This window comes from Muriicola sp. SD30 (assembly GCF_041205185.1).
GTDB lineage: Bacteria > Bacteroidota > Bacteroidia > Flavobacteriales > Flavobacteriaceae > Muriicola.
Genome location: NZ_JBGEWB010000002.1, coordinates 152,541 through 176,523, shown reverse-complemented (window position 1 = coordinate 176,523; position 23,983 = coordinate 152,541). Strand labels below are relative to the sequence as shown.

The 23,983-nt window shown below is 41.5% G+C and carries 24 protein-coding genes; 16 read left to right on the top strand and 8 right to left on the bottom strand.

What is annotated here, in order from left to right; translation table 11 throughout:
* The first annotated feature begins 2 nt into the window (after positions 1-2).
* Genes AB8P51_RS05850 through AB8P51_RS05825 form a run of 6 tightly spaced genes read left to right on the top strand, consistent with a single transcriptional unit; the run spans position 3 to position 5,752 of the window.
* Complete coding sequence (locus AB8P51_RS05850; protein WP_369747854.1) at positions 3-1,469, top strand: lipopolysaccharide biosynthesis protein; 1,467 nt, start codon at positions 3-5, stop codon at positions 1,467-1,469.
* Positions 1,459-1,893, top strand: a complete 435-nt coding sequence (gene dut / locus AB8P51_RS05845; RefSeq protein ID WP_369747853.1) for a dUTP diphosphatase — start codon at positions 1,459-1,461, stop codon at positions 1,891-1,893. The genes AB8P51_RS05850 and dut overlap by 11 nt, the downstream gene beginning before the upstream one ends.
* Before the next feature lie 31 nt (positions 1,894-1,924).
* Positions 1,925-2,836 (top strand): tetratricopeptide repeat protein, encoded by a 912-nt coding sequence (locus AB8P51_RS05840; RefSeq protein WP_369747852.1) that lies wholly within the window; start codon positions 1,925-1,927, stop codon positions 2,834-2,836.
* Between the two features lies 1 nt (position 2,837).
* Positions 2,838-3,626, top strand: coding sequence for a DUF4292 domain-containing protein (locus AB8P51_RS05835; RefSeq protein ID WP_369747851.1), 789 nt, complete (start codon positions 2,838-2,840; stop codon positions 3,624-3,626).
* A 1-nt stretch (position 3,627) separates the two neighbouring features.
* A complete protein-coding gene (locus AB8P51_RS05830; RefSeq protein ID WP_369747850.1) occupies positions 3,628-4,857 on the top strand; it encodes a murein hydrolase activator EnvC in 1,230 nt (409 codons plus the stop codon).
* Positions 4,858-4,867: 10 nt separating this feature from the next.
* Complete coding sequence (locus tag AB8P51_RS05825; protein ID WP_369747849.1) at positions 4,868-5,752, top strand: aldo/keto reductase; 885 nt, start codon at positions 4,868-4,870, stop codon at positions 5,750-5,752.
* Here AB8P51_RS05825 and AB8P51_RS05820 read toward each other — a convergent pair.
* Together AB8P51_RS05820 and AB8P51_RS05815 are read right to left on the bottom strand one after the other, a co-directional pair.
* Entirely contained in the window at positions 5,747-6,259 is a 513-nt protein-coding gene (locus tag AB8P51_RS05820; RefSeq protein WP_369747848.1) for an acyl-CoA thioesterase, read from the bottom strand. The genes AB8P51_RS05825 and AB8P51_RS05820 overlap by 6 nt on opposite strands.
* 57 nt (positions 6,260-6,316) lie before the next feature.
* Entirely contained in the window at positions 6,317-7,261 is a 945-nt protein-coding gene (locus AB8P51_RS05815) for an SPOR domain-containing protein (RefSeq protein WP_369747847.1), read from the bottom strand.
* A gap of 104 nt (positions 7,262-7,365) precedes the next feature.
* On the opposite strand from AB8P51_RS05815, the gene dprA reads away from it, so the two are divergent.
* Complete coding sequence (gene dprA / locus AB8P51_RS05810; protein WP_369747846.1) at positions 7,366-8,469, top strand: DNA-processing protein DprA; 1,104 nt, start codon at positions 7,366-7,368, stop codon at positions 8,467-8,469.
* Between the two features lie 34 nt (positions 8,470-8,503).
* Here dprA and trpS read toward each other — a convergent pair whose 3' ends face one another.
* Entirely contained in the window at positions 8,504-9,472 is a 969-nt protein-coding gene (gene trpS, locus AB8P51_RS05805) for a tryptophan--tRNA ligase (protein WP_369747845.1), read from the bottom strand.
* 72 nt (positions 9,473-9,544) lie between these two features.
* Between trpS and AB8P51_RS05800 the strand changes: the two genes are divergently transcribed.
* Complete coding sequence (locus tag AB8P51_RS05800; protein WP_369747844.1) at positions 9,545-10,288, top strand: lysophospholipid acyltransferase family protein; 744 nt, start codon at positions 9,545-9,547, stop codon at positions 10,286-10,288.
* 91 nt (positions 10,289-10,379) lie between these two features.
* Here the strand turns inward: AB8P51_RS05800 and AB8P51_RS05795 are convergent, their stop codons facing one another.
* The 4 genes from AB8P51_RS05795 to recA form a co-directional block, all read right to left on the bottom strand.
* A complete protein-coding gene (locus AB8P51_RS05795; protein ID WP_369747843.1) occupies positions 10,380-11,882 on the bottom strand; it encodes an outer membrane beta-barrel protein in 1,503 nt (500 codons plus the stop codon).
* Between the two features lie 11 nt (positions 11,883-11,893).
* Positions 11,894-12,424 (bottom strand): RNA polymerase sigma factor, encoded by a 531-nt coding sequence (locus tag AB8P51_RS05790; RefSeq protein ID WP_369747842.1) that lies wholly within the window; start codon positions 12,422-12,424, stop codon positions 11,894-11,896.
* A gap of 40 nt (positions 12,425-12,464) precedes the next feature.
* Positions 12,465-12,884 (bottom strand): hypothetical protein, encoded by a 420-nt coding sequence (locus tag AB8P51_RS05785; RefSeq protein WP_369747840.1) that lies wholly within the window; start codon positions 12,882-12,884, stop codon positions 12,465-12,467.
* Positions 12,885-12,953: 69 nt separating this feature from the next.
* Positions 12,954-13,961, bottom strand: coding sequence for a recombinase RecA (gene recA, locus AB8P51_RS05780; protein ID WP_369747839.1), 1,008 nt, complete (start codon positions 13,959-13,961; stop codon positions 12,954-12,956).
* 271 nt (positions 13,962-14,232) lie between these two features.
* On the opposite strand from recA, the gene AB8P51_RS05775 reads away from it, so the two are divergent.
* From AB8P51_RS05775 to AB8P51_RS05740, 8 genes are all read left to right on the top strand, one after another.
* A complete protein-coding gene (locus AB8P51_RS05775) occupies positions 14,233-15,303 on the top strand; it encodes a rhodanese-related sulfurtransferase (RefSeq protein WP_369747838.1) in 1,071 nt (356 codons plus the stop codon).
* A gap of 89 nt (positions 15,304-15,392) precedes the next feature.
* Positions 15,393-16,553, top strand: coding sequence for a stage 0 sporulation family protein (locus tag AB8P51_RS05770; RefSeq protein WP_369747837.1), 1,161 nt, complete (start codon positions 15,393-15,395; stop codon positions 16,551-16,553).
* On the top strand, positions 16,546-17,028 hold the full coding sequence (locus AB8P51_RS05765) for a gliding motility lipoprotein GldH (protein WP_369747836.1): 483 nt from the start codon (positions 16,546-16,548) through the stop codon (positions 17,026-17,028). The genes AB8P51_RS05770 and AB8P51_RS05765 overlap by 8 nt, the downstream gene beginning before the upstream one ends.
* Positions 17,029-17,032: 4 nt before the next feature.
* The gene (locus AB8P51_RS05760; RefSeq protein WP_369747835.1) at positions 17,033-19,378 is read left to right on the top strand and encodes a penicillin-binding protein 1A; all 2,346 of its coding nucleotides are present in this window, start codon (positions 17,033-17,035) and stop codon (positions 19,376-19,378) included.
* A gap of 23 nt (positions 19,379-19,401) precedes the next feature.
* Positions 19,402-20,103 carry a CoA transferase subunit A gene (locus AB8P51_RS05755; protein WP_369747834.1) on the top strand — a complete coding sequence of 234 codons (702 nt, stop codon included), beginning with the start codon at positions 19,402-19,404 and terminating at the stop codon, positions 20,101-20,103.
* Positions 20,103-20,756, top strand: coding sequence for a 3-oxoacid CoA-transferase subunit B (locus AB8P51_RS05750; RefSeq protein ID WP_369747833.1), 654 nt, complete (start codon positions 20,103-20,105; stop codon positions 20,754-20,756). The genes AB8P51_RS05755 and AB8P51_RS05750 overlap by 1 nt, the downstream gene beginning before the upstream one ends.
* A 327-nt stretch (positions 20,757-21,083) precedes the next feature.
* A complete protein-coding gene (locus AB8P51_RS05745; protein ID WP_369747832.1) occupies positions 21,084-21,608 on the top strand; it encodes a GNAT family N-acetyltransferase in 525 nt (174 codons plus the stop codon).
* A gap of 17 nt (positions 21,609-21,625) precedes the next feature.
* A complete protein-coding gene (locus tag AB8P51_RS05740; RefSeq protein WP_369747831.1) occupies positions 21,626-22,777 on the top strand; it encodes a serine hydrolase domain-containing protein in 1,152 nt (383 codons plus the stop codon).
* Here AB8P51_RS05740 and AB8P51_RS05735 read toward each other — a convergent pair whose 3' ends face one another.
* Positions 22,778-23,926, bottom strand: coding sequence for a methionine aminotransferase (locus tag AB8P51_RS05735; protein WP_369747830.1), 1,149 nt, complete (start codon positions 23,924-23,926; stop codon positions 22,778-22,780).
* Positions 23,927-23,983: the final 57 nt, after the last annotated feature.

Here is a 23,983-nt window from a genome sequence, read left to right as displayed (position 1 = left end):
GCTTGAGTCTGTTTCAGAAGTTATTTAAGCAAACATTTATTTATGGATTGGCAACAGTCTTACCCAGGATGTTGTCATTTATACTGGTTCCTCTTTATACCCAGGTAATGCCTACGGGATCCTATGGCGAAGTGACCTTAATCTTTGCCTGGTTCGCCATATTTAATGTTGTGCTTGCCTACGGAATGGAAACGGCTTTTTTCCGCTTTTACAACAGTGAGAAGAACAGTACAGGAGTAATTTCCACTTCCCTGGTATCCCTGATGGGAACTACAGCTTTGTTTACGGTGTTCGCCCTCATTTTTCAGGATAGTTTAGCCTTGCTTCTCAATATTGACGGGCAGTTTATCAAGTACGTTATTTTTATCCTCGCCCTTGATGCCCTTGCCATCATTCCATTTGCTTTATTACGCGCAAAACAAAATCCACAGCGATACGCAGTCATAAAAATTCTGAATGTAGCCATCAACCTCAGCCTTAACGTCTTTTTCCTCCTCATTCTCCCAGGCCTTGCAAAGGACAGTACAGAGGGCCTGACAGGAATGCTCTATATTCCCGATTTTGAAATCTCATATATATTTATTTCCAATCTCATTGCAAGTGGTTTTACGCTCTTATTGATCTCGCCATCGTACAAATTACCTTCCTATAAATTTGACAGTGTATTATGGTCTAAAATGGTCAGATATGGTTTGCCGGTTATGATTGCGGGTATTGCATTTACGATTAATGAGGTATTCGACAGAATCATGCTCTCCGAACTTCTTCCTGCAGCCATAGCCAAGAGTGAGATAGGGAAATATTCGGCTTGTTATAAGATAGCGCTCTTCATGACTTTGTTTGCCACGGCTTTCAGACTGGGAATAGAACCCTTTTTTTTTAGTCATTCCCGTTCCGAGAACCCACAACGTGCATATGCCCAGATAACGAATTACTTCGTTGTTCTGGGGAGTGTAATCTTGTTGGCTGTTGTGGTTTATTCTGATCTGCTGAAGGTTTTAATAGTCAGAAATTCCGATTATTGGGAAGCAATGCCTGTGGTTCCAATTATAGTCCTGGCGAGTTTTTGTCTGGGGATTTATCACAATTTATCGGTTTGGTACAAAGTAACTGACCGTACCAGATTTGGGGCGTATATATCAATAGCTGGTGCAATAATCACTATCGCTATCAATTATCTATTTATCCCTTCAATAGGCTATTACGCTTCAGCTTATGCCACATTAGCCGCTTATGCAAGTATGATGCTTATTTCATATTATTTCGGGCGTAAATACTACCCTATTCCGTATAATTTCAGGAAGATCGGTTTTTATATGGGAATTTCAATTTTATTTTCAGCCCTCTCTTTCTATGTATTTAATGGAAACATCCTAATTGGATCACTGCTGCTTTTAGTATTTTTACTCCTGGTTTACAAGATGGAGTACGACCTGCTAAAACGAATATTTATACGAAATGAAAGTTAAGATCATAAATAAATCACATCATCCACTTCCCGAATATGAAACAGCTTCATCAGCAGGAATGGACCTTCGTGCCAACCTGACGGAGCCCGTCCGGCTAGAACCTTTGGAGAGGAAAATAATTAAAACTGGTTTGTTCCTCGAAATACCTGCGGGATTTGAGGCTCAGATCAGACCAAGAAGTGGCCTGGCTGCCAAGAAGGGGATTACAGTTCTCAATACTCCGGGAACTATAGATGCAGATTATAGGGGTGAGATTGGCGTGATTCTTGTTAATCTTTCCAATGAAGCTTTTGTAATTGAAGACGGTGAGCGAATTGCTCAGATGGTTATCGCAAGGCACGAAAGAGCCGCATGGGCTGAGGTTCAGGAATTATCCGAAACCAGCAGGGGCGAGGGAGGATTTGGAAGTACAGGAACTCGCTAGTCTTTATCAAAAAGACATAATCTCGATCACAATGAAATGGGTATATCTATTGAAAATGGTTTTTCTGATGGCCTTAATGGTGCCTTTCAGTAGTATTGCCCAGGAGGAAGAGAGTGCAGAGATATCGATGGACTCTAATACGGATACGTTTCAGGAACTTTTTTTTGAAGCCTTAAAGCAGAAAGGAATTGAAAATTTCGACAAGGCAATCAATGCCCTATTAAAGTGCAAGGAAATTCATCCTGATAGTTCTGTCATTGATCATGAACTGGCCAAGACCTACCAACTCGATAATCAGCTCGCTATAGCCCAGGAATACGCACTCTCGGCACTTAAGGACCAGGCAGAGAATTTATGGTATCTCAATACGTACATCACTATTGTGGATTTGGGAGATTCAAACTTTAATTTCGTTATAGATCAGATTCCATTCGATAATAATAAGCTCAAAGAAAATCTCACAGAGATATTGGTGAAACAGAAAAAATACAAGCTGGCTGAAAAAGTGTTGAAAGAACTGAGGGAAAGTCCGTTTACCGAAAACATGACCGCGCGAATAAACTATTCATCAGCTCAGGAGGAGATTCATGAAGCAACGGAGGCCGATGGACAGGAGGAAATTGAGAACCCTTTAATTGCCCTGATGGAGACTCTGAAAGCCCATATGGAAAAGGAAGATTACGAAAAATTAAATACGCTTGCCACGAGTGCACTGGAGGAATATCCGTTGCAGCCCTATTTTTATTACGCCAAAGGAATGGCCTTGAACAGAACTTCAGATTTCAGGCAGGCCTCAGATTATTTAACAATGGGGCTCGACTTTATATACGAAGATGAGAATCTTACGTTTATGTTTTATAGAGAGTTAGCTACAGCTTACAAGGGTTTGGGTGATGCAACTATGGCAAATATGTATCTTAGCAAAATAAAAAATGGGTCGTAAGATGATGAAGAAAATGAAACGTGCGGGACTTAAGATCGGCTTCGGGATATTATTATTTGCATTAATCTCTTCATGTAAATCAGCAAAAATACTGTCAGATCAAACTCTTGATGCTAAATTACCTGCTAGAACTATCATAAGAAACCACTATAAAAATACGGTCGATTTTAAAACGCTTACAGGTCGACTCAAAATTGATTTTTCGGATGGATCATCCAGTCAGAGCCTTGGGGTTAGTCTCAGAATGGAGAAAGACAAGGCAATCTGGTTAAGTGCACCGCTTGGAGTGGTAAAGGCGATGATCACACCAGACAGGGTCACCTTCTATAATAAATTGGAAAACAGTTACTTTGATGGTAGTTTTGAATACCTGAGTAGATTACTGGGTACAGAACTCGACTATAAGAAAGTACAAAATCTCTTGCTGGGGGAAGCCCTGTTCGATCTGAGGGATGATCGCTACGAGGTAAGCCTGAACACAAGCTCTTATGAATTAAAGCCTGTGAAGTCAATAGAGCTGTTTAAAACCTTATTTATGATTTATCCGGGGAGTTACAAACTTGCTTCACAACAAATTTCACAACCGCTTCAAAAAAGGCTGCTCGAAATCAGGTATAAGGATTATCAGGAAAAGAACAACAAAATAGTCCCAAATTCAGTGGGGATTCTGGCAATTGATAACAATCAGCGCAATGTGATTGATATCGAATACCGGAATATTGAGTTCAACACCAAAGTCAGTTTTCCCTACAAGATTCCCAATGGCTATGAAAAGATTGTTTTGAATTGATATGAACACATTCTTTGGACAACGGCTAATATTACTTCTTGCAATATGGTTTCTATCAGGGGTAGCGGGAATAGCTCAGACTAATGAGCAAAAGGCTCTTGAGGCAAAACGGGAGCAACTTCAGAAAGAAATCACCGAAATGAATCGTTTGCTCTTTGCAGAGCGAAAGCAACGGGGAACGGTTCTTGATCAATTAGAACTTCTTGATCAAAAGATCAACGTAAGACAACAACTTATCAGGGTGACTAATCAGCAATCGAACCTGCTGAGCAGGCAGGTAAATGCCAATATCAGGAATATTGCAAAACTGAGAGAAGATCTCGACATTCTGAAAGAGGAGTACGCCAATATGATCAGAAAATCTTATCGAAATCGATCCCAGCAAAGTCGATTGATGTTCCTGCTTTCTTCTTCAAACTTCTATCAGGCATTTAAACGCCTTCAGTATCTGAAACAATACACCCGATATAGGAAAGAACAGGGGGTACAGATTGCGGAAAAAACAGATGACCTTATTACCCTTAATAATGATCTAACGAGACAGCGAAGGCAGAAGGAATCTCTTATTGCAGAAAACAAAGCGGCACGCAAGGAGCTTTTTGAAGAGATCAATGAACAAAAAGGCCTGCTTAAAACCATCAGACAAAATGAAAGCAATTACGCTGTTGCTATCAATAAGAAAAAAGCTGAGGCGAGGAAAATAGATGAACAGATTGAACGACTTATTCGCAGTGCAATTGCAGCTTCGAATAAAAAAGCAGGGAATTCAGCTTCGAGTAGTCGGTTTGTTTTAACACCGGAAGCAACCATTATTGCAAATAATTTTTCCGCGAATAAAGGCCGACTCATTTGGCCTGTGGAGAAGGGGATTAAAAGGCAGGGCTTTGGCATTTACAGCGATGCTGTATATCCTGGAATTAAACATCAGAATAATGGGGTAATCATCGCTACTGACAAAGGAGCTAAGGCAAGGGCTGTGTTTGAGGGAGAGGTCATAGCCATTATGGCTGTCCCCGGGGGAGGAAAAGGGGTGCAGGTTAAACATGGAAATTATATCAGTACCTATTACAATCTGGCCAATCTCTATGTTAAAAAGGGGGATCGGGTAAATGCCAAGGAAGAATTAGGGGAGATATATACGAATCGATTGAATGGTCTCACCCAGTTAAAATTTTATCTCTACAGAGATGCCACTCGGTTGAATCCGGAAGAATGGATCTACCAACTTTAAAAACTATAGCATGAATAAAATAACAGATCTCAAGGGAGGGTTCACCCTTCACAACGGCGTAAAAATGCCGTATTTCGGACTTGGGGTATTTCAATCAAAGGACGGTGAAGAGGTGATAAATTCTGTAAAATGGGCTCTGGAAGCCGGATACAGACATATTGATACGGCTTCTGTTTATGGAAACGAAGAAGGAGTAGGTACCGGTATTAGGGAAAGTAGGGTTCCCAGAGAAGAAATATTTCTGGTAAGCAAGGTTTGGAATACGGAGCAAGGGTATGATGAAACCATGAAAGCCTTTGAAAATAGTTTAAAGAGATTAAATACCGATTATTTAGATCTCTACCTAGTTCACTGGCCGGTAAGAGGGAAATATAAAGAAACCTGGAAAGCGTTAGAGACACTTTATAAAGAGAATCGGGTACGAGCCATAGGAGTGAGTAATTTTCTCAGACATCATCTGGAAGATTTACTGGAAGATGCTTCCATCATACCAATGGTAAACCAAATGGAATTTCATCCTTATCTGGTACAACAAGAACTGCTCGATTATTGTAATGCAAAAGGAATTCAGTACGAGGCCTGGTCCCCCCTTATGCAGGGGCGGATCTTTGATTTAGAAATAATCAACAATATGGCACAAAGGTATAATAAGAGTATTGCGAATATCGTCCTGAGATGGGATCTTCAAAAAGGAGTGGTAACGATTCCTAAATCAGTGAAAAAGGAACGTATAGTGAGCAATGCCAACGTATTCGATTTTGAACTGTCTGATAAAGACATGGATATACTCAATAATCTGGATAAAAAGAAGAGGTTTGGACCTCATCCCAGGGCCTTTGACTTTCCTCCATTTATCACTAAAATCTGGAATTACTACCAGAGGAGAAGATCATGAAACAAACAGAGCCTTGAGTTCTGTAGCATCGTGTGGTTTCATTTTGCCGGCCAGGACCAGACTGAGTTGCTTCCGTCTGAGGGCTCCTTCATATCTGATTTTTTCCAGCTCCGTCTCAGGCTCAATGGGCGGGATAGCCGTTGGCTTTCCGGTTTCATCCACAGCCACAAAAGTATAAATGGCCTCATTGGCCTTTGTTCGTTCCCCGCTAAAACGATCTTCAATCCATACATCAATATACACTTCCATGGATGTGCGGAAAGTCCTTGAAATGGCAGCTTCAAGAGTAACAACACTGCCCAGGGGTACAGATCGGTTAAAGGCTACGTGATTCACAGAAGCTGTCACCGTTATTCTCCTGCTATGGCGCCTTGCGGAAATACTTGCAGCACGATCCATTCTGGCCAATAACTCGCCACCAAATAGATTGTTAAGTGGATTTGTTTCACTGGGAAGAACCAGATCGGTCATTACAGTTCTTGAATCACTGGGAGTTTTAGGCTTCATACATCAAATTTTGGCAAAGATACAAGCTATTGAAGGGCTTGAAAATAGGAAAGCTGATTATTTAACAGAAAGAAGCCAGGCATCCTTGGATTCTGTTAGTCTAATCTGTTTTAAAGCCTCCAGGGCTTCTTTAGGATCGGCATAACTCGCAAATGCAACCTGATACAAACCAAATTTATTCTGTCCCACATAAAAAGAATTATACCCCTTGTTTTGGAGTTGCTTTATCTTTTTATCGGCGTTGCTTCTTTCTCTGAAGGCGCCTGCAATTATATGGTGGCTTTTTCTGGTATTCTTTTTTACTTCAATCTTAAAAACAGGTAATTCCAGTGGTTTGGTATCAAAGAAAGTAGCTTCCTGAATACTATTGGCAATAATTTCCTGCGCTTTCTGCTGTGAAACGAGTTCATTGGAAAGTGCCTGGTTGTAAGTTCTGTACCCCGTAAATCCGGCAGAAATAGCCAGAAGAACGATGGCCGCATATTTAAGTAGTGGCCTGAAATTACTTTTTTCTCTTGTTTCAGGAGTGATGATAAAAGGTACTTTCTCCTCAATTTCTTCTACCTCCTCTTTTAATTGCTCTCTGAGAACAGGCTTAGATACAAAAGAACTCAACCCAAAAGATGATGTAAGAAAATTGGTTTGTTTTGTAGGTTGGAAAATCAATTTACCTTCCCTGGTAGGTTTAAAGGTGCCTATATTGTCAAAAACGAGAGATTCACCATTTTCCAATTGCTCTTTCCATTGTTCAACATTCTTGGCTAATTTCTCCTGAACTTCTTCATATGAGGATTTTTCAGCTTCAGCCATATAAGAGATGAGCAGGCCGTCATTGGATTGGAGTTGACGGTTAAAAGACAATACCTTGGAAGGGGGGTAAAATGTGTGGGCCGACTTGTCAATAAAAGCCGATTTAACATGGGTTAAAAAGGCACCAAATTCTGGTACTACCACGCAATTATAACGGTAAAGAAGCTCTTCTATGTAAGCTGTTGTACTCATCAACACAAAGATGAAAAAAAATAGGGCGGCTACAAAATGGCGGATAACTTTTTATTAACATTACTTTTTCACTATTTTGTACATGAAGAAATTTGTGCCGTAAGATGATGAAGGAGGATATAATTTCTGTTCTAAGACTGCAATCTATTCCCAACATAGGGGAAATTTCCGCCAGGAAACTCATTAGTCATTGCGGTAGCGCCGAAGAGGTTTTCAGGGAAAAGAAAAGTGTTTTACACCATATTGATGGTATTGGCACCAAAGTCACCCATGAGCTATTCGATCATAAATATCTTTTAGCGGCAGAGAGGGAATATCGTTTTATAGAGGACCAAAATATACAAACCCATTACTTCGAAGAAACCACCTTCCCTAAATATCTCAGGCACTGCCCGGATGCTCCTCTTCTACTTTTTTCAAGAGGGTCTATTCATTTAGAGAATCAGAAGATTATTAGTATAGTCGGCACTCGTAATATGACCACGGCCGGCAGGGCGTTCTGCGAACATTTTATGGAAGAACTAAGGCCATTTAATCCAGTAATTGTAAGTGGCTTTGCTTATGGGGTAGATATCTGCATTCAAAAGGCTGCCGTAGAATTAGGATTGCAGACCATTGGGTGCCTAGCGCACGGACTTAATCAGATGTACCCCAGGGCACATAGCAGGTATTGCGCTGAAGTAGAAAAAAATGGCGGCTTTTTTACCGAGTTCTGGAGTACCAGCAAACCGGAAAGAGTTAATTTTCTAAAGAGAAATCGAATTATTGCAGGGATTAGTCAGGCAACCATCGTTATAGAATCAGCACATAAAGGAGGCAGCCTGGTAACGGCTGATATAGCGAATAGTTATAACCGCGATGTATTTGCCGTTCCGGGGAGACCTGGAGATATTTACAGTGAAGGCACAAATAATCTGATTAAAAGACAAAATGCTCATCTGCTTACGTCGGCAGCTGATTTGGTCTACCACCTCAATTGGGACATAGAGGAGAGAGATAATTCGGCTATTCAAACAAAACTTTTTGTCGATTTAAACCCCGTGGAACAGTCTATTTACAATCAATTACAATTGGGGGGAAGGCAATTGTTAGATGATATTGCCATGAAAAGTAAAATACCTGTTTATAATACTGCCTCAGCTTTATTGGCAATGGAATTAAAAGGAGTTGTACGTCCGCTTCCGGGAAATTGTTTTGAAGCTATTTAAAAGTCACCGACTCATGTGCCGGAAAGTCATTTAATCAATACCCAAGTTTATTACGGACGCGGCTTAAGACTTCTTCAGCAACATGCCCCGCTTTTTTTGCTCCCAAACTCAACAACTGGTCAATTTCCGATTGGTTTTCCATGTAATAATTGAATTTTTTCCTGGGCTCTTCAAATTTGGAGACTATACATTCATATAGCTCCTGTTTTGCATGACCATAACCATAATTCCCTTTCGTATAATTTTCCCGCATTCTTGTGACATCGGCTTTTGGGGCCAGAAGAGCATAGAGAGCAAAAACATTATCACTTTCGGGATCCTTAGGATCTTCCAGAGGAGTACTATCTGTCTTTATCCCCATGATCTGCTTTCGAAGCTGTTTGTCCGGCAGGAAAATGTTGATGAGGTTTCCTTTACTTTTACTCATTTTTTCTCCATCTGTCCCCGGGATATACATGGTTTCTTCCTGCACCTGAGCTTCGGGAAGTACAAAAGTATCCCCTAGTTGAGCGTGGAATCGCGAAGCGACATCACGGGTCATTTCCAAATGCTGCAGCTGATCTTTTCCCACGGGCACTATATGGGCATCATATAGCAGAATATCTGCAGCCATAAGCATGGGGTAAGTAAACAGTCCCGCATTCACATCTTCCAGTCTGTCAGCCTTATCTTTAAAAGAATGGGCCAGCGTTAGCCGCTGATATGGAAAGAAACAACTGAGATACCAGGCCAATTCTGTGACTTGGGGCACATCACTCTGACGATAAAAAACAGTTTTATTGACATCCAGGCCAAAGGCAAGCCAGGCAGCAGCAGTCGCATAGGTATTATTCCGGAGCTCTTCTCCATTTTTGATCTGGGTCAGCGAATGCATGTCAGCAATGAAGAGAAAGGATTCATTCTTCGGATTTTCCGCCATATTTATGGCAGGAATGATCGCCCCAAGGATATTCCCGAGATGCGGAGTACCTGTACTTTGTATACCTGTCAAGATTCTTGCCATCCGCTGAACTTTAAAGAATGACAAAAGTAAAAGAAATACTAAAACCCTGCTAAAATTGTTATTTTTGATTTTATGTTGAGGCTTTTAAAAAAAGCAGGCCAGCTTTTGTATCGCATTTGGTTTTACATTTTGGTGGCCATCCCAATCATTGTATTCTCCCCCCTCCTGATAATATTGTCTATCTCTGAAAAGACCTATCCCCAGTTTTTCTGGTTAGCCCGAAATATCTGGGCAACTATAATATTGTACGGCATGGGGTGCATCCCCAAAATTAAATATGAGGAAAAGCTTGTAAAAGGGAAGAGTTATATGTTGGTGGCCAACCACACCAGTATGCTCGATATTATGCTAATGCTTAGGGTGAGCAGGAATCCATTTGTCTTTGTGGGAAAGAAGGAACTGGTAAAGATTCCGATTTTCGGGTTTTTTTACAAACGTGTCTGTATCATGGTCGATCGTGAGGATAGCAAGAGTAGAATGGGGGTATATCGCAGGGCACAACGCAGACTCAATCAGGGCCTGAGTATCTGTATTTTCCCGGAAGGAGGCGTACCGCCTGAAGAGATCGTTCTGGATGAATTTAAGGACGGGGCCTTTAAAATGGGAATTGCCCACAGTATACCGATCGTTCCAATCATATTTTTTGATGCAAAAAGGCGTTTTCCTTTCACTATTTACAGGGGGGGTCCAGGATGGCTTAGAGTAAAAGTATTTCCTTTTATTAAAACTGATGCGATGGTTGAAAAGCAAAAAGGAGAGCTAAGAGATAACGTAAGAAAACTTATGTTAGACCAGCTCATGGCGGCAGCTGAATAATAAAATACCAAATAGTATAAAAAAAGCACCCTGTTTTGTGCAGGGTGCAGAAGCGGCCACTGCGGATACAGTAACCAACCTAACCAACTTCTTAAAACCTGAAATTCAGGCCTGAATAAACCCCCATACTAAATGGCTGAAAATTTCCTGATGTTTCGGAAAATGTATTGAGCTGATATTTAAACATGGGTTCGAGGTTTAATTGTAATTTATCATTAAAGCGATAAGATACACCAACCCCAAAATTCGTACTGAGATTAAGATCGTTGAGGTTATTTGCCTCCCCCATTTCGGTTAAGATACCATCAGCCTCCAGTGTAACGCTGTTATTGACCAGAAAAAGAGAACTTAGGCCGCCAATGAGATTGAGTCCGAATTTGTTATCGAGAATTTCATAGGACAACTCGAGTGGCACTTCTAAATAACCAAATTCCTGAACCATTTTCCCGTTCAGGGCAGGATCAGGACCAGCGACATCCTGCGCATTTTCCGTCGGGAGTTTACCACTTCTGGTATTGCTTCGAACCACTAGATTTCTACTACTCAGTGAATAATCTATATTGTTGATTATTCCATTTGTATTCGCATTAAGGGAGGATGAAAACGTTACATCTTTGGTATCATAACCAAAATCGACCTTGTGTATGCCCGATCTGATTTTGATTTTCTTACCCAATTCATAAGAAACATTCAGGCCATAACTCATGTTTACATTACCCGATTTTGCATTATCCCTAAAACTTGAATGAATAGGGGATCCCTGAGCCAGAGAACTAAAGAAAACAGGGGCAATCCTCGGGCCCAATTCCCATTTGTTTTCTGATATTTCCTCTGTAATCTCTTCCTCTTGCTGTGCAATGGCCTCTAAAATCGACTGTTTTTTGTGCTCATTTAACTCCTCAGGCTTTACTTCCTCTTTTTCCTTCTTGCCCACAGTATTGCTGACAAATGAATCTCTTTCCTCACCTTGCAACTCCCCTTTTTCAACACCTGATATCCCCTTGGCCTGATCTGCGATGGATCTATAGGTGTCAGGATCATCAGAAACCATAGCATTTTCACGGCTGATCAACTCTTTTTCCTTATCCGCTTCTGCGATTAGGGCGGAATTGTTCTTACTGATAGGAAATTCTTCGGGTTTTTCATTTGCCCTGGAAGTATTGATGATGTCGATCCCTCGCTTTACCTCTTCGCCTGGAGAATCAGCTCGCTGTTTAGAAGTTTCATCAGTACTTTTTTCAGTTGACACGACAATAGCTTTGTCAGGATCTTCAAAGTTGTCCGATCCTTTTAATTCATTGTCAGATGAGCTATTTAATTCGCGTCCCGCTTCCTGTGTCCTGCTCTTCGATTCAGTATTCGTAATCACCTCCTCGACATCTGGCTCTGAATCAGTACCCGGTAGGAACACAAACAAGGCAATGATCAATAATGCCGCGGCACCACCTAATTGCCACCAAATAGGAAGAACCCTTCGCTTCTTTTGTTTACTATCCAGGGAAGCGGAAATATTTTCCCATACCACTTCATCAGGTATCTGACTGAAGTCCTGAAGTTTTTCCCTGAATACCTTTTCTATATTTTTCTTTTTCATGTGCCCGGGTATTAAGCAATATTGATATTTTCTTTCTTTAATTTCTCTTTCAGTATCATTTTGGCCCTCGATAAATTTGATTTGGAAGTGCCTGTAGAAGTCCCCAAAAGTTCACTGATTTCTTTGTGTGTATATCCATCTAAAACATAGAGGTTGAATGTTAGCCTGTATTTGTTGGGCAATTCCTGTACGTATTGGAGAAGTGTTGAGAGTTGGACATCCGGATAGTCATAATCGAGATCCTCTTCTTCGCTCAGATTGTCTGAGACAACGTTCATATGTTGACCCTTGCGATACTTCTGGAGTACCGTATTCACGGTAATCCTTTTTAACCAACCTTCAAAAGATCCCTTGAACTTAAATTGGTCTATTTTATCATAGATCGTTATAAAACTATCGTGGAGGTTGTCTTCTGCTTCAGTTTTATTCCTTGAATACTTCAAACAAAGTCCGTATAAGACACTGGAATACTTCCGGTAAAGCTGTTCTTGTGCCTTCCTGTCTCCTTTTTTACATTGATTTATGAGCTTCTTTAAACTCAAAATGCTGGTTAGATTTAGATCTTCAATTCCCTGAAAATCGTTAATTCACGGGCACTTCTATCTCAAGGTACTGTTGTTCACCATTCTCATTCTCCCCACTCCAGAACCTGAATAAATAGGTTTCATCGTACAGACAAATGAAATTGAAGGAAGCTTCAAGCTCTTCAATTGCCTGAGTACAGGGATCCTCATAGAATTCTGTGCCAATGGCCACTACATTACGGGTGGTGGTCGCTTCTTTTGTGATGTCAAATCCTTCAAAAAACACGCATCCACTTGGCCGCAGATACCTCACCGTGATCTCGTAAGTTTCATTCAGTTCAAAAGATTGAGGAAGATCAGCACTTACTATTTGGAGAGGGATAAAATTAAAATTGACACTGTCGTCTTCAAGTTTACAAGACTGGAAGACAAAGGCAAGGGAAAAAAGAATCAGAAATGTGAATTTCTTATAGCTCATCTCAACACAAGTTTTTTCTTAAGATGAAAATAAGTAAGAAGGGTTGCTTTATGCAGCAAATGAAGGTTTTTATGCCTTAATCGCGGTTATAGCATCTTTGATCTTAACTTCTAACTCCTCCAGCAATTCAGGATTGTCAAGCAGAAGAGTTTTAACGGCATCTCTACCCTGTCCGAGCTTTGTATCACCGTAACTGAACCAGGAACCACTTTTCTTGATGATTTCAAATTCAACTCCAAGATCGAGGATTTCTCCCACTTTTGAAATCCCTTCTCCGTACATAATATCGAATTCGGCAGTTTTAAAAGGTGGGGCTACTTTATTTTTAACCACTTTTACTCTGGTCTTATTTCCCTGTACGTTGCCATCAGTATCCTTTATCTGAGTGGATCTCCTGATATCAAGACGCACAGAAGCATAAAATTTAAGGGCGTTACCACCGGTGGTCGTTTCCGGGTTTCCAAACATCACACCTATCTTTTCGCGCAACTGGTTGATAAATACCACGGTACAATGAGTTTTACTGATGGAGGCCGTAAGCTTCCTCAGCGCCTGTGACATTAGTCGGGCATGTAATCCCATTTTTGAATCGCCCATTTCCCCTTCAATTTCACTTTTTGGTGTCAGGGCAGCGACAGAATCTATAATCACTATATCAATAGCTCCCGAACGGATAAGATTGTCGGCTATTTCAAGGGCTTGCTCCCCGTGATCGGGTTGTGAAATAATCAGATTATCTATATCAACTCCTAACTTCTGCGCGTAAAACCTGTCAAACGCATGTTCTGCGTCAATAAAGGCAGCGATACCTCCGTTTTTCTGAGCTTCAGCAATGGCGTGAAGAGTAAGGGTGGTTTTTCCAGAAGATTCAGGACCATAGATTTCTATTACTCTTCCCCGGGGATATCCTCCCACCCCTAGAGCAATGTCGAGACCGAGTGAACCCGAAGGTATAACTTCAACATCGGCAACCACAGTATCTCCCATCTTCATTACCGCCCCTTTTCCATAGGTTTTATCTAACTTATCCAGGGTTAATTTCAGGGCTTTCAACTTCGCTTCTTTCTCACTACTCATGTCTTCTCTTTCTTTAAATTTTAAGGATGACTAAAATACCACTTCTTTTTGCATATCACAATCACTAAAGCAACCTTTTTATTATTTCGTCATCTTGTTTAAAAACATTTCTAATTGTTGTTCACTTTACTGGTATTATCCTCTATGGAAAAGAAAATTTCCTTAAAGTGATCCCTAAGGGCCTTGATTTTCAGGGCCCTTTTTGTTTGATGGGTGATGAAAAATTGTATTTTTGCCTTTTAATTTTCATTCAACTTAATCGCGGTATAGCATGCAACTGTACAATACATTAAGTGCGAAAGAAAGGGAAGTACTCATTGAAAAGGCCGGGAAAGAGCGGCTTACCATCTCCTTTTACCGATACGCACACATAGGGAATCCCCATATTTTTAGAAATCATATGTTCCTCGCCTGGGATGCACTTGAAGTGCTGGGCCGGATTTATGTAGCCCATGAGGGCATCAACGCCCAACTCTCCGTTCCGGCAGAAAATTTTCAAGCTTTTAAAGCTCATTTGGACAGTATCATTTTTTTTCAAAACGTTCGATTAAATATCGCAATAGAGCAGGACAATAAATCCTTCCTTAAATTGAAAGTGAAGGTGCGAAAAAAGATTGTTGCAGACGGACTCAATGACGCCACTTTTGATGTAACTGACAAAGGCATACACGTAGGAGCCGAACTTTTTAATGAACTCATTGAAGATCCGGACACGCTATTGGTGGATATGAGAAATCATTACGAGAGTGAGATCGGTCATTTTAAGAATGCCATAACTCCGGATGTAGACACATTCAGGGACTCCCTCGATATCATCGAACAGGAGTTATCCGAGTTTAAAGAAGAGAAAAAACTGGTGATGTATTGTACCGGTGGCATACGTTGTGAGAAAGCCAGTGCATATTACAAACACAAGGGATTTAAGAATGTCTATCAATTAGAGGGTGGGATTATTGATTATGCCCGACAGGTAGAAGCCAGGGGGCTGGAAAATAAATTTCTGGGAAAAAATTTTGTATTTGACCATCGCAGGGGAGAGCGCATTACGGAGGATATAATCGCTCAGTGCCATCAATGCGGTGAACCTTGTGACACACATGTTAATTGTGCCAATGAAGCCTGCCACTTATTGTTTATACAATGTGATTCCTGTGCTGAGAAAATGGATGAGTGTTGTTCGTCAGAATGCAAGGAAATTCATGCCTTACCGGAGGAAGAACAGAAAAAACTCAGGAAAGGAAAGACTGTTAGCAATAAGATTTTTAAAAAGGGACGATCGGAAGCCTTATTGTATAAAAAAAGCCCTGAAGCAACCGTCAAACCCATTTTTACTTCACGTTAAAAAAGTAGTATCTTTACCTGTAAGAATTAATTACGAACGCTTTTTGGACAGGGGCTTTACGGCTTTTCTCCAAATCAAGATAAAAAATTATGGGTTGTAGCAGTTGTTCAACCGGAAAGGATGGACAACCTAGGGGATGCAAGAACAATGGGACTTGCGGTACAGATGGTTGTAATAAATTAACGGTTTTTGACTGGCTTTCCAACATGTCACTTCCCAATGGCGAGAAGCCATTTGATTGTGTTGAGGTCAGGTTTAAAAATAGCAGAAAGGAATTCTACAGAGTACCTGAAGATATATCCCTTTCTATAGGAGATATAGTAGCAACTCAGGCAAAATCCGGACATGATGTCGGGATGGTAACTCTAACTGGGGAACTGGTTCGGATTCAAATGAAAAAGAAGAAGGTAGCGAATGACGATCAACTTCCAAAAGTCTACCGAAAAGCCACACAGAAAGACATAGACAAATGGCAGAAATGCCGGGATAAAGAAGATGAGATCAAAAAGAGATCTCGTGAGATGGCCATTTTACTTCGTCTGCAAATGAAGATTTCAGATGTGGAATTTCAGGGAGACGGATCTAAGGCTACTTTCTATTATACAGCAGATGAGCGCATAGATTTCAGGCAGTTGATCAAGGATATGGCCAAAGCGTTCGGGATCAGAATTGAAATGAGGCAGATTGGATACAGGCAAGAGGCACAACGTCTTGGGGGCATAGGATCCTGCGGCAGAGAATTGTGCTGTTCCACCTGGTTGACGGATTTCAGATCGGTAAGCACATCTTCAGCTCGTTATCAGCAACTCTCTCTGAATCCTCAGAAACTTGCCGGCCAATGTGGTAAATTAAAGTGTTGTCTGAATTACGAACTGGATATGTATCTGGAGGCTTTGAAGGATTTTCCTTCACAGGACAGCAAGCTGCACACTGAAAAAGGATTAGCATTTTGCCAGAAAACGGATATCTTTAAAGGACTGCTGTGGTTTTCGTATAAGGATGACCCTTCTCACTGGCATACCCTTACAAAAGAACAGGTACTGGAGATCATTGAAAAGAACAAGAAGAAAGAAAAAGTAGCCAGTCTTGAGCTGTACGCTTCAGATAATCTGGAAAAGGAAACCACACTTTTTGAAAATACGGTAGGTCAGGACAGTCTTACCCGTTTTGACCGTCCCAGGAATAAGAATAGAAGGAAGAAGAACAAAAAGAGGAGAAAACCTGCAAAATCTTCACAAAAAAATGGGTAGATCATACTGGATTCTTCTGCTGACTGGATTGCTGCTTTTTGGCTGTGGGAATGGCCCGCTATATTCAGATTTTCAGTCGCTCGAAAACGGAGTTTGGAACAAGGACAGTATCATAGAGTTCGAAACTCCTGAGTTGCAACCCGATGAGGTATACCAGATGTATATCAATATCAGAAATGACAATACCTATCCTTACAGTAATCTGTATCTGATTACTGAACTGGAATATCCAGGGGGGGAAACTTATATCGATACTTTGGAGTACGCTATGGCAGAAGCCGACGGTAGCTGGCTGGGAAAAGGATATGGAAGTATCAAAGAAAACAAACTTTGGTATAAGGAAAACATCAATTTTCCCGTTACAGGCGTATATACTATACGAATTGAACAGGCAATGAGAAAAAATGGCAGTGTGGAAGGAATTGGTGAACTGATAGGAATTACAGACGTGGGCCTGGAAATAGAAAGCAATTAATCTGATGGCAAAGACCCGAAAGAAATCTGATAAAACCTCATTTGTTCCTTTTATAAAATGGTTCTGGATTCTGTTTTTCAGCGGTGTCCTGGCTGTATTTCTTGTTTTCTTACTCGCTGCATGGGGTGCTTTTGGTGAAATGCCAACATTTGAAAGACTCGAAAATCCCCAAACCAATCTGGCGACAGAAATCATTTCATCCGATGGGGCTACCCTTGGAAAATTCTACCTCGATGACAACAGGACCCCAGTGGCTTATGAAGACTTGCCGCGCAACCTGGTCAATGCGCTGGTAGCAACAGAGGACGCAAGATATTATGAACATTCAGGAATTGATGGAATAGGATTCCTAAGGGCAGTGGCCTTTCTTGGACAGCGTGGAGGGGCCAGCACCATTTCCCAGCAATTGGCGCGACAACTTTTTGTAGGTGTTCGGTCAAAAAACCTGTTTCAGGCGGTGACACAAAAAATCAAGGAATGGGTTATTGCAACCCGACTGGAGCGGAACTACACCAAGCAGGAGATCATAGCGATGTATATGAACATCTATGATTTTGGTTACAATGCAGACGGAATTCGCTCAGCATCCCGCATATATTTCGGGAAGGAACCCGTGGATTTAAAAACTGAAGAATCTGCTGTGCTTGTCGGGATGTTGAAAAATTCTTCGCTTTACAACCCTATCAGAAGGGAAGAACTAGTTCTGGGCCGTAGAAATACGGTACTTTCCCAAATGGAGAAATACGGTTATATCACCGAAGGAGAAAAAGATTCTTTGCAGCAATTAAAAATGGACATCAACTTCAGTCCGGAGTCACACCGCGAAGGCCTGGCTACATACTTCAGGATGTATCTGCAGGGATATCTTAACGACTGGATCAAGAAGAACCCGAAACCTGTTACCCAGGAAGGGGAGCGGGATACCTGGAATATTTACCTCGATGGATTGAAGGTCTACACAACGATAGATTCCAGGATGCAAAAGAATGCCGAAGAGGCCGTATCTGAGCACATGAAAAACCTTCAGGCAGAGTTTTTTAACCAGAATACTCCGGAACGCAACCCCACAACTCCTTTTCTCGATTTAGAAAGGCAGGAGATCAACCGCATAATGGAGCGGGCGATCAAGACCTCGGAACGGTGGAGAAAAATGAAAGCCGCAGGAAAGACGGAAGAAGAAATAAGGCAATCCTTTAATGAGAAAACGGAAATGACTGTTTTCGACTGGAATAGTGAGACTCAGGAAAAGGATACAGTAATGACGCCTTTGGATTCCATCCGGTACTACAAGACCATCTTAAGAACTGCCATGATGTCCATGGAACCACAAACGGGACATGTAAAGGCCTGGGTGGGAGGAATTAATTACAAGCACTTCCAGTATGACAACGTAATACAGGGAGCAAGGCAGGCAGGTTCAACTTTCAAGCCTTTTGTATACGCAGCTGCTATTGATCAATTGAGGATGTCACCCTGTGATGAATTACCGGATAGTCAGTACTGTATTGAGGCAGGAAAACACGGTAACCCGGAGCCCTGGTGCCCGAATAATTCTGATGGGAGATACTCCGGAAACATGTATACCCTAAAACACTCCCTCGCTAATTCTGTAAATTCAGTTACTGCACAATTAATCGATCAGGTGGGTCCAAAACCGGTAGTCTCTATTGTGCGTAATCTTGGACTTACCCGCGAGATCCCGGAAGTTCCTTCTATTGCCCTCGGGACTCCTGATTTTAATGTGTATGAAATGGTAGGAGCTTATGGAACTTTTGCCAATCAGGGAGTTTATGTTAAGCCGGTAATGGTTACACGAATAGAAGATAAAAATGGGACAGTACTTTATGAATACGTCCCTGAAACCAAAGATGTATTAAGCAAGGAAGTTTCCTATGCCATGATCAACCTGCTTGAAGGGGTCACCGAAGGTGGTTCGGGAACACGATTAAGACATAGTTTTGCCAGGAACCAGGACGTCTATAAGGAGATCATAACGGGCTATCCTTATGAGTTTACAAATCCCATTGCTGGGAAAACAGGTACTACTCAGAATCATAGTGATGGCTGGTTTATGGGGATGGTCCCTAACCTGGTTACCGGTGTTTGGGTTGGAGGAGAAGAACGAGCTACACATTTTAAAACGATTTACTACGGACAAGGGGCTTCCATGGCCCTCCCAATATGGGGCTTGTATATGAAAAAGAACTACGCAAATCCCGATTTAGGTGTGTCGAAGGAAGAGTTTGCAGCCCCTGAAAACATGTCAATCAATTTGGATTGTACCAAAACTGTCGAAACAAAAGAGGAAACAGATGACCTGGAAGATGATCTGGGTGATCTCGATTTTTAACCTACTATCGTAAAGCATTTTATATGATTCCGAAAATAGTTAACAGTCCGGAAGAAGCCCTCGAAGGGGTAAAGGACGGTATGACTTTAATGCTCGGTGGATTTGGCCTGTGCGGCATACCCGAAAACGCCATCGCTGAGTTGGTACGTAAGGGGGTAAAGGATCTGACGTGTATAAGTAATAACGCCGGAGTTGATGATTTCGGGCTGGGGTTGTTACTTCAAAACCACCAGATTAAAAAAATGATCTCGTCCTACGTCGGGGAAAACGATGAATTTGAAAGGCAAATGCTCAGCGGGGAACTGGAGGTTGAGTTAACCCCACAGGGGACACTGGCAGAAAAATGCAGAGCAGCACAGGCAGGTTTTCCGGCGATATATACTCCTGCAGGCTTTGGAACTGAAGTGGCAGAAGGGAAGGAAACAAGAGAGTTCAACGGCAAAATGTATGTTCTGGAATATGCTTACCAGGCCGATTTTGCTTTTGTAAAAGCATGGAAGGGAGATGAAGCAGGGAACCTGATTTTTAAAGGAACCGCTAGAAATTTTAATCCCAATATGTGTGGCGCGGCAAAAATTACCGTAGCGGAGGTTGAAGAGCTGCTTCCTGCAGGAGAACTTAATCCGAATGAGATTCATATCCCGGGGATTTTTGTACAAAGGATCTTCCAGGGAGAACAATACGAGAAGCGAATAGAACAAAGAACTGTTAGACCGAGAAGCTGATGCTGGACAAAAATGGAATAGCCAAAAGAATCGCCAGAGAGGTAAAGGATGGTTACTATGTTAATCTAGGGATAGGAATCCCTACCCTGGTGGCAAATTTTGTGAGAAGCGACATCAATGTAGAATTCCAGAGCGAAAATGGAGTGTTAGGAATGGGCCCGTTCCCTTTTGAGGGAGAAGAAGACGCAGACATCATCAATGCAGGGAAACAGACTATTACCACTCTGCCCGGCGCCTCTTTTTTTGATTCAGCACTAAGTTTTGGTATGATCAGAGGTAAACATGTTGACCTTACAATCCTCGGTGCAATGGAAGTCGCTGAAAACGGAGACATCGCAAACTGGAAAATACCTGGTAAAATGGTGAAGGGAATGGGAGGCGCGATGGATCTCGTGGCTTCCGCTGAAAATATTATCGTGGCCATGATGCATACAAACAAGGCCGGAAAATCAAAATTGCTTAAACGATGTACCCTCCCTCTTACCGGCGTAGGATGCGTTAAAAAGATTGTGACCAATCTTGCGGTCCTGGAAGTAGTTTCCGATGGTTTTAAATTGATAGAAAGGGCTCCCGGGGTGTCGGTTGAGGATATTAAAAATGCCACTGAGGGTAATCTTCTTGTTAAGGGAGATATACCCGAAATGGATGTGTAGCTTTCTTATTTTTAGGTTTTCACAACTTTTATACGAAGTTTAACAACAATTATTGCCGGTTTTATTCGTTCTATTATTATTTTAGAAGCCTTTTGGAAATGAAAGCCCCCAAACCTAATCGTAAACCTAAAATCTATGGACACTCAGACAAATCAGGCTCCCTCTGAAGAGAGGACTCAAGTCTACAGAAATGATTTCTACCATGGTATTTTGCAGTTAGCCAAAAAGCTATTTATGTTATAATACCTTCTATCGTAGAATAAGAAAGGAGTAAAATCAACGGTTTTACTCCTTTTTTTATTAGCTTTCACCTCTTTACAATCGGATATGGATATTCTCATTAGGCCTTGTTCTGATACGGATTTGGAGAAACTGTTTTGGATCTCGAGAAAAACTTTTAAAACGGCCTTTGAAGCCCAAAACAATCCTGAAGATTTTGAACATTATCTCTCAACTGCATTTTCGAGAGAGCAGTTGGCAAGTGAATTAGCGGATCCCCATTGTAACTTTTATTTTGTTTTTGTAAATAATTCCCTGGCGGGTTATTTTAAGCTCAATAGTGAAAAAGCACAAACAGATTTGTTCGATGCCAGGGCCATTGAACTGGAACGCATCTATGTCTTGGCCGAATTCCAAAACCTTGGAATTGGAAAAATTATAATCGAAGAAGTAGTAAAGATAGTCCGGGATTCGGGAAAAGAATATATATGGTTAGGGGTTTGGGAAGAGAATACAAGGGCCATTAAATTCTATGAAAACATGGGGTTTGTGAAATTTGGAAGGCATCCCTATTACATTGGCAAAGACAAACAGATGGATTGGCTCATGAAGTTAGAATTAGCTACCTTGTAAATAAGACCGATACTCATATGAAAAACTATTTCTACACCTGCTTAGTTCTCAGTTTTATCACCTCCTTATCTGCCCAGCAAACCATGTATTTTCCTGAGCGGAATGCAGCATGGGAATCGAGATCCTCTAAAGACTTCAAGATCGATGAACCTTCTCTTAGTCGAGCTATGCAGTTCGCAAAAGACAATGAGTATTCGGGATCAAGAGACCTTCGAATCGCGATTCTTAAGGGTTTTGAAAGGGAACCATTTCACGAAATTATGGGTCCGACAAAAAAACGTGGCGGACCTGCAGGAATGATCCTTAAAAACGGTTATCTGATAGCAAGCTGGGGGGATGTAAAAAGAGTGGATATGACCTTTAGTGTGACCAAAAGTTTCCTGTCAACGGTAGCAGGAATAGCCGAAGATCATGGTCTTATCAGGGATGTCTCAGATAAGGTTTCTCAATACGTCTGGGACGGATCTTTTGACGGAAACCACAATTCTAAAATTACCTGGGAGCATTTGTTACAACAGAATTCAGATTGGACAGGAAGTTTATGGGGTGGAAAGGATTGGGCAGATCGACCTCCGAGGGAAGGTGGACTGGACGACTGGAAATTCAGAAAACTGAACGAACCAGGAACGGTAATGGAATACAATGATGTTCGCGTTAACCTTTTGGCATACAGCCTTACCCACGTTTGGCGAAAATCACTACCTGCTGTGCTTAAAGAAAATTTAATGGATAAGATAGGAGCCAGTACCACCTGGAGATGGTTTGGATACGAAAACGCCTGGACAGAGGTCGATGGAGTACAGGTAAAGTCAGTTACCGGAGGAGGACATTCCGGGGGAGGGATCTTTATCAATACGGAAGATATGGCTCGTTTTGGGCTGCTATTTCTCAATAAGGGCCAATGGGAAGGAGAACAACTCATCAGTGAATCCTGGATAGGGAAAGCCACATCCCCTTCTGTACCCAACCCAAATTACGGATTTCTTTGGTGGTTAAATACAGCTGGTGATCGACAATGGGAAGGTTGGTCTGAAAATTTGTACTATGCTGCCGGATTTGGAGGAAATTTTATTGTCGTAGACAAAGAACACGACCTGGTTGTGGTTACCAGATGGCTTGAACCGAGTAAAATTGAAGAGTTTATGTCTTTATTGAAAAAGGCGATGTAATTATATCTGGTTAATGATCTCTGCTGCCTTCATCAGTGTATCATCTGTCTTAGCGAAACAGAATCGCAATTGTTTCTGATCGAGTTGATCTACATTAAATACGGAGATAGGAATACTGGCAATCCCTTTTTCACTGATCAATCTTTTCGCAAATTCCACATCATTCTCATCAGAAATTGCGGAGTAATCTACCAACTGAAAGTAGGTTCCCCTGGCAGGGGAAAAAGAAAATCTGGAAGGAGCAATTGCTTTAATAAAAAGATCTCTTTTTTGCTGAAGAAACGAATCGAGTTGCAAATAATTTGAAGCATCGGCAAGATAGGTTGCCAGCGCTTTCTGAATCGGATGATTAATCGCATAGACATTGTATTCATGTACCTTTCGAAATTCCTTCATCAAGCGCTCAGGAGCGGCGCAATACCCCATTTTCCAACCGGTTACATGAAAGGTTTTTCCAAAAGAAGCCATGACAAAGGTTCTTTCCGAAAGATTGGGATATTTTGATGCGCTTTGGTGTTGTTCCTCATCAAAAACCATATGTTCGTAAACCTCATCACTCAGCACCAGGATATCAGTACCTTTAAGACTGGCCTCGAGTTCCTTCATATCGCTGGCCGAGAGAATAGATCCCGTCGGATTATGAGGGGTATTGATAATTACAAGTCGGGTTTTTGAAGTTATACAAGCCCTGAACTCATCCCAGTCGATTTTAAATTCCTTGCCTTTCATCTGAACAAATACCGGAACGCCACCATTTATGGCTATTGCAGGCTCATAACAATCGTATGCCGGCTTAAAGACAATCACTTCATCTCCTTTGTGAACCACCGCAGTGATAGCCGTAAAAATTCCCTGTGTTGCACCGGCAACCATGGTAAGTTCCTTATCGGGATGATAATGCATCCCATAAAGCCGGGATATTTTCTCACTTATCACTTCCCTGAGGGAATAGATCCCTTCCATTGGGGCGTATTGGTTATATCCTTGCCTCATGGCCTCTTCAACCAGATCGATAAGCTTTGGATCAACGGGAAAATTCGGAAAGCCCTGCGATAGGTTAAGGGCTTTGTGCTCACGTGCCAATTTCCCGATAACGGTAAAAATAGAGGAAGTAGCCTGGGGTAATTTGGAGCGAATAGTTTGTGCCAATGCGGAGCGATTAATGGTCTACTAAATGTAGTAAATGTGTAGGGTATTAAATAAAAA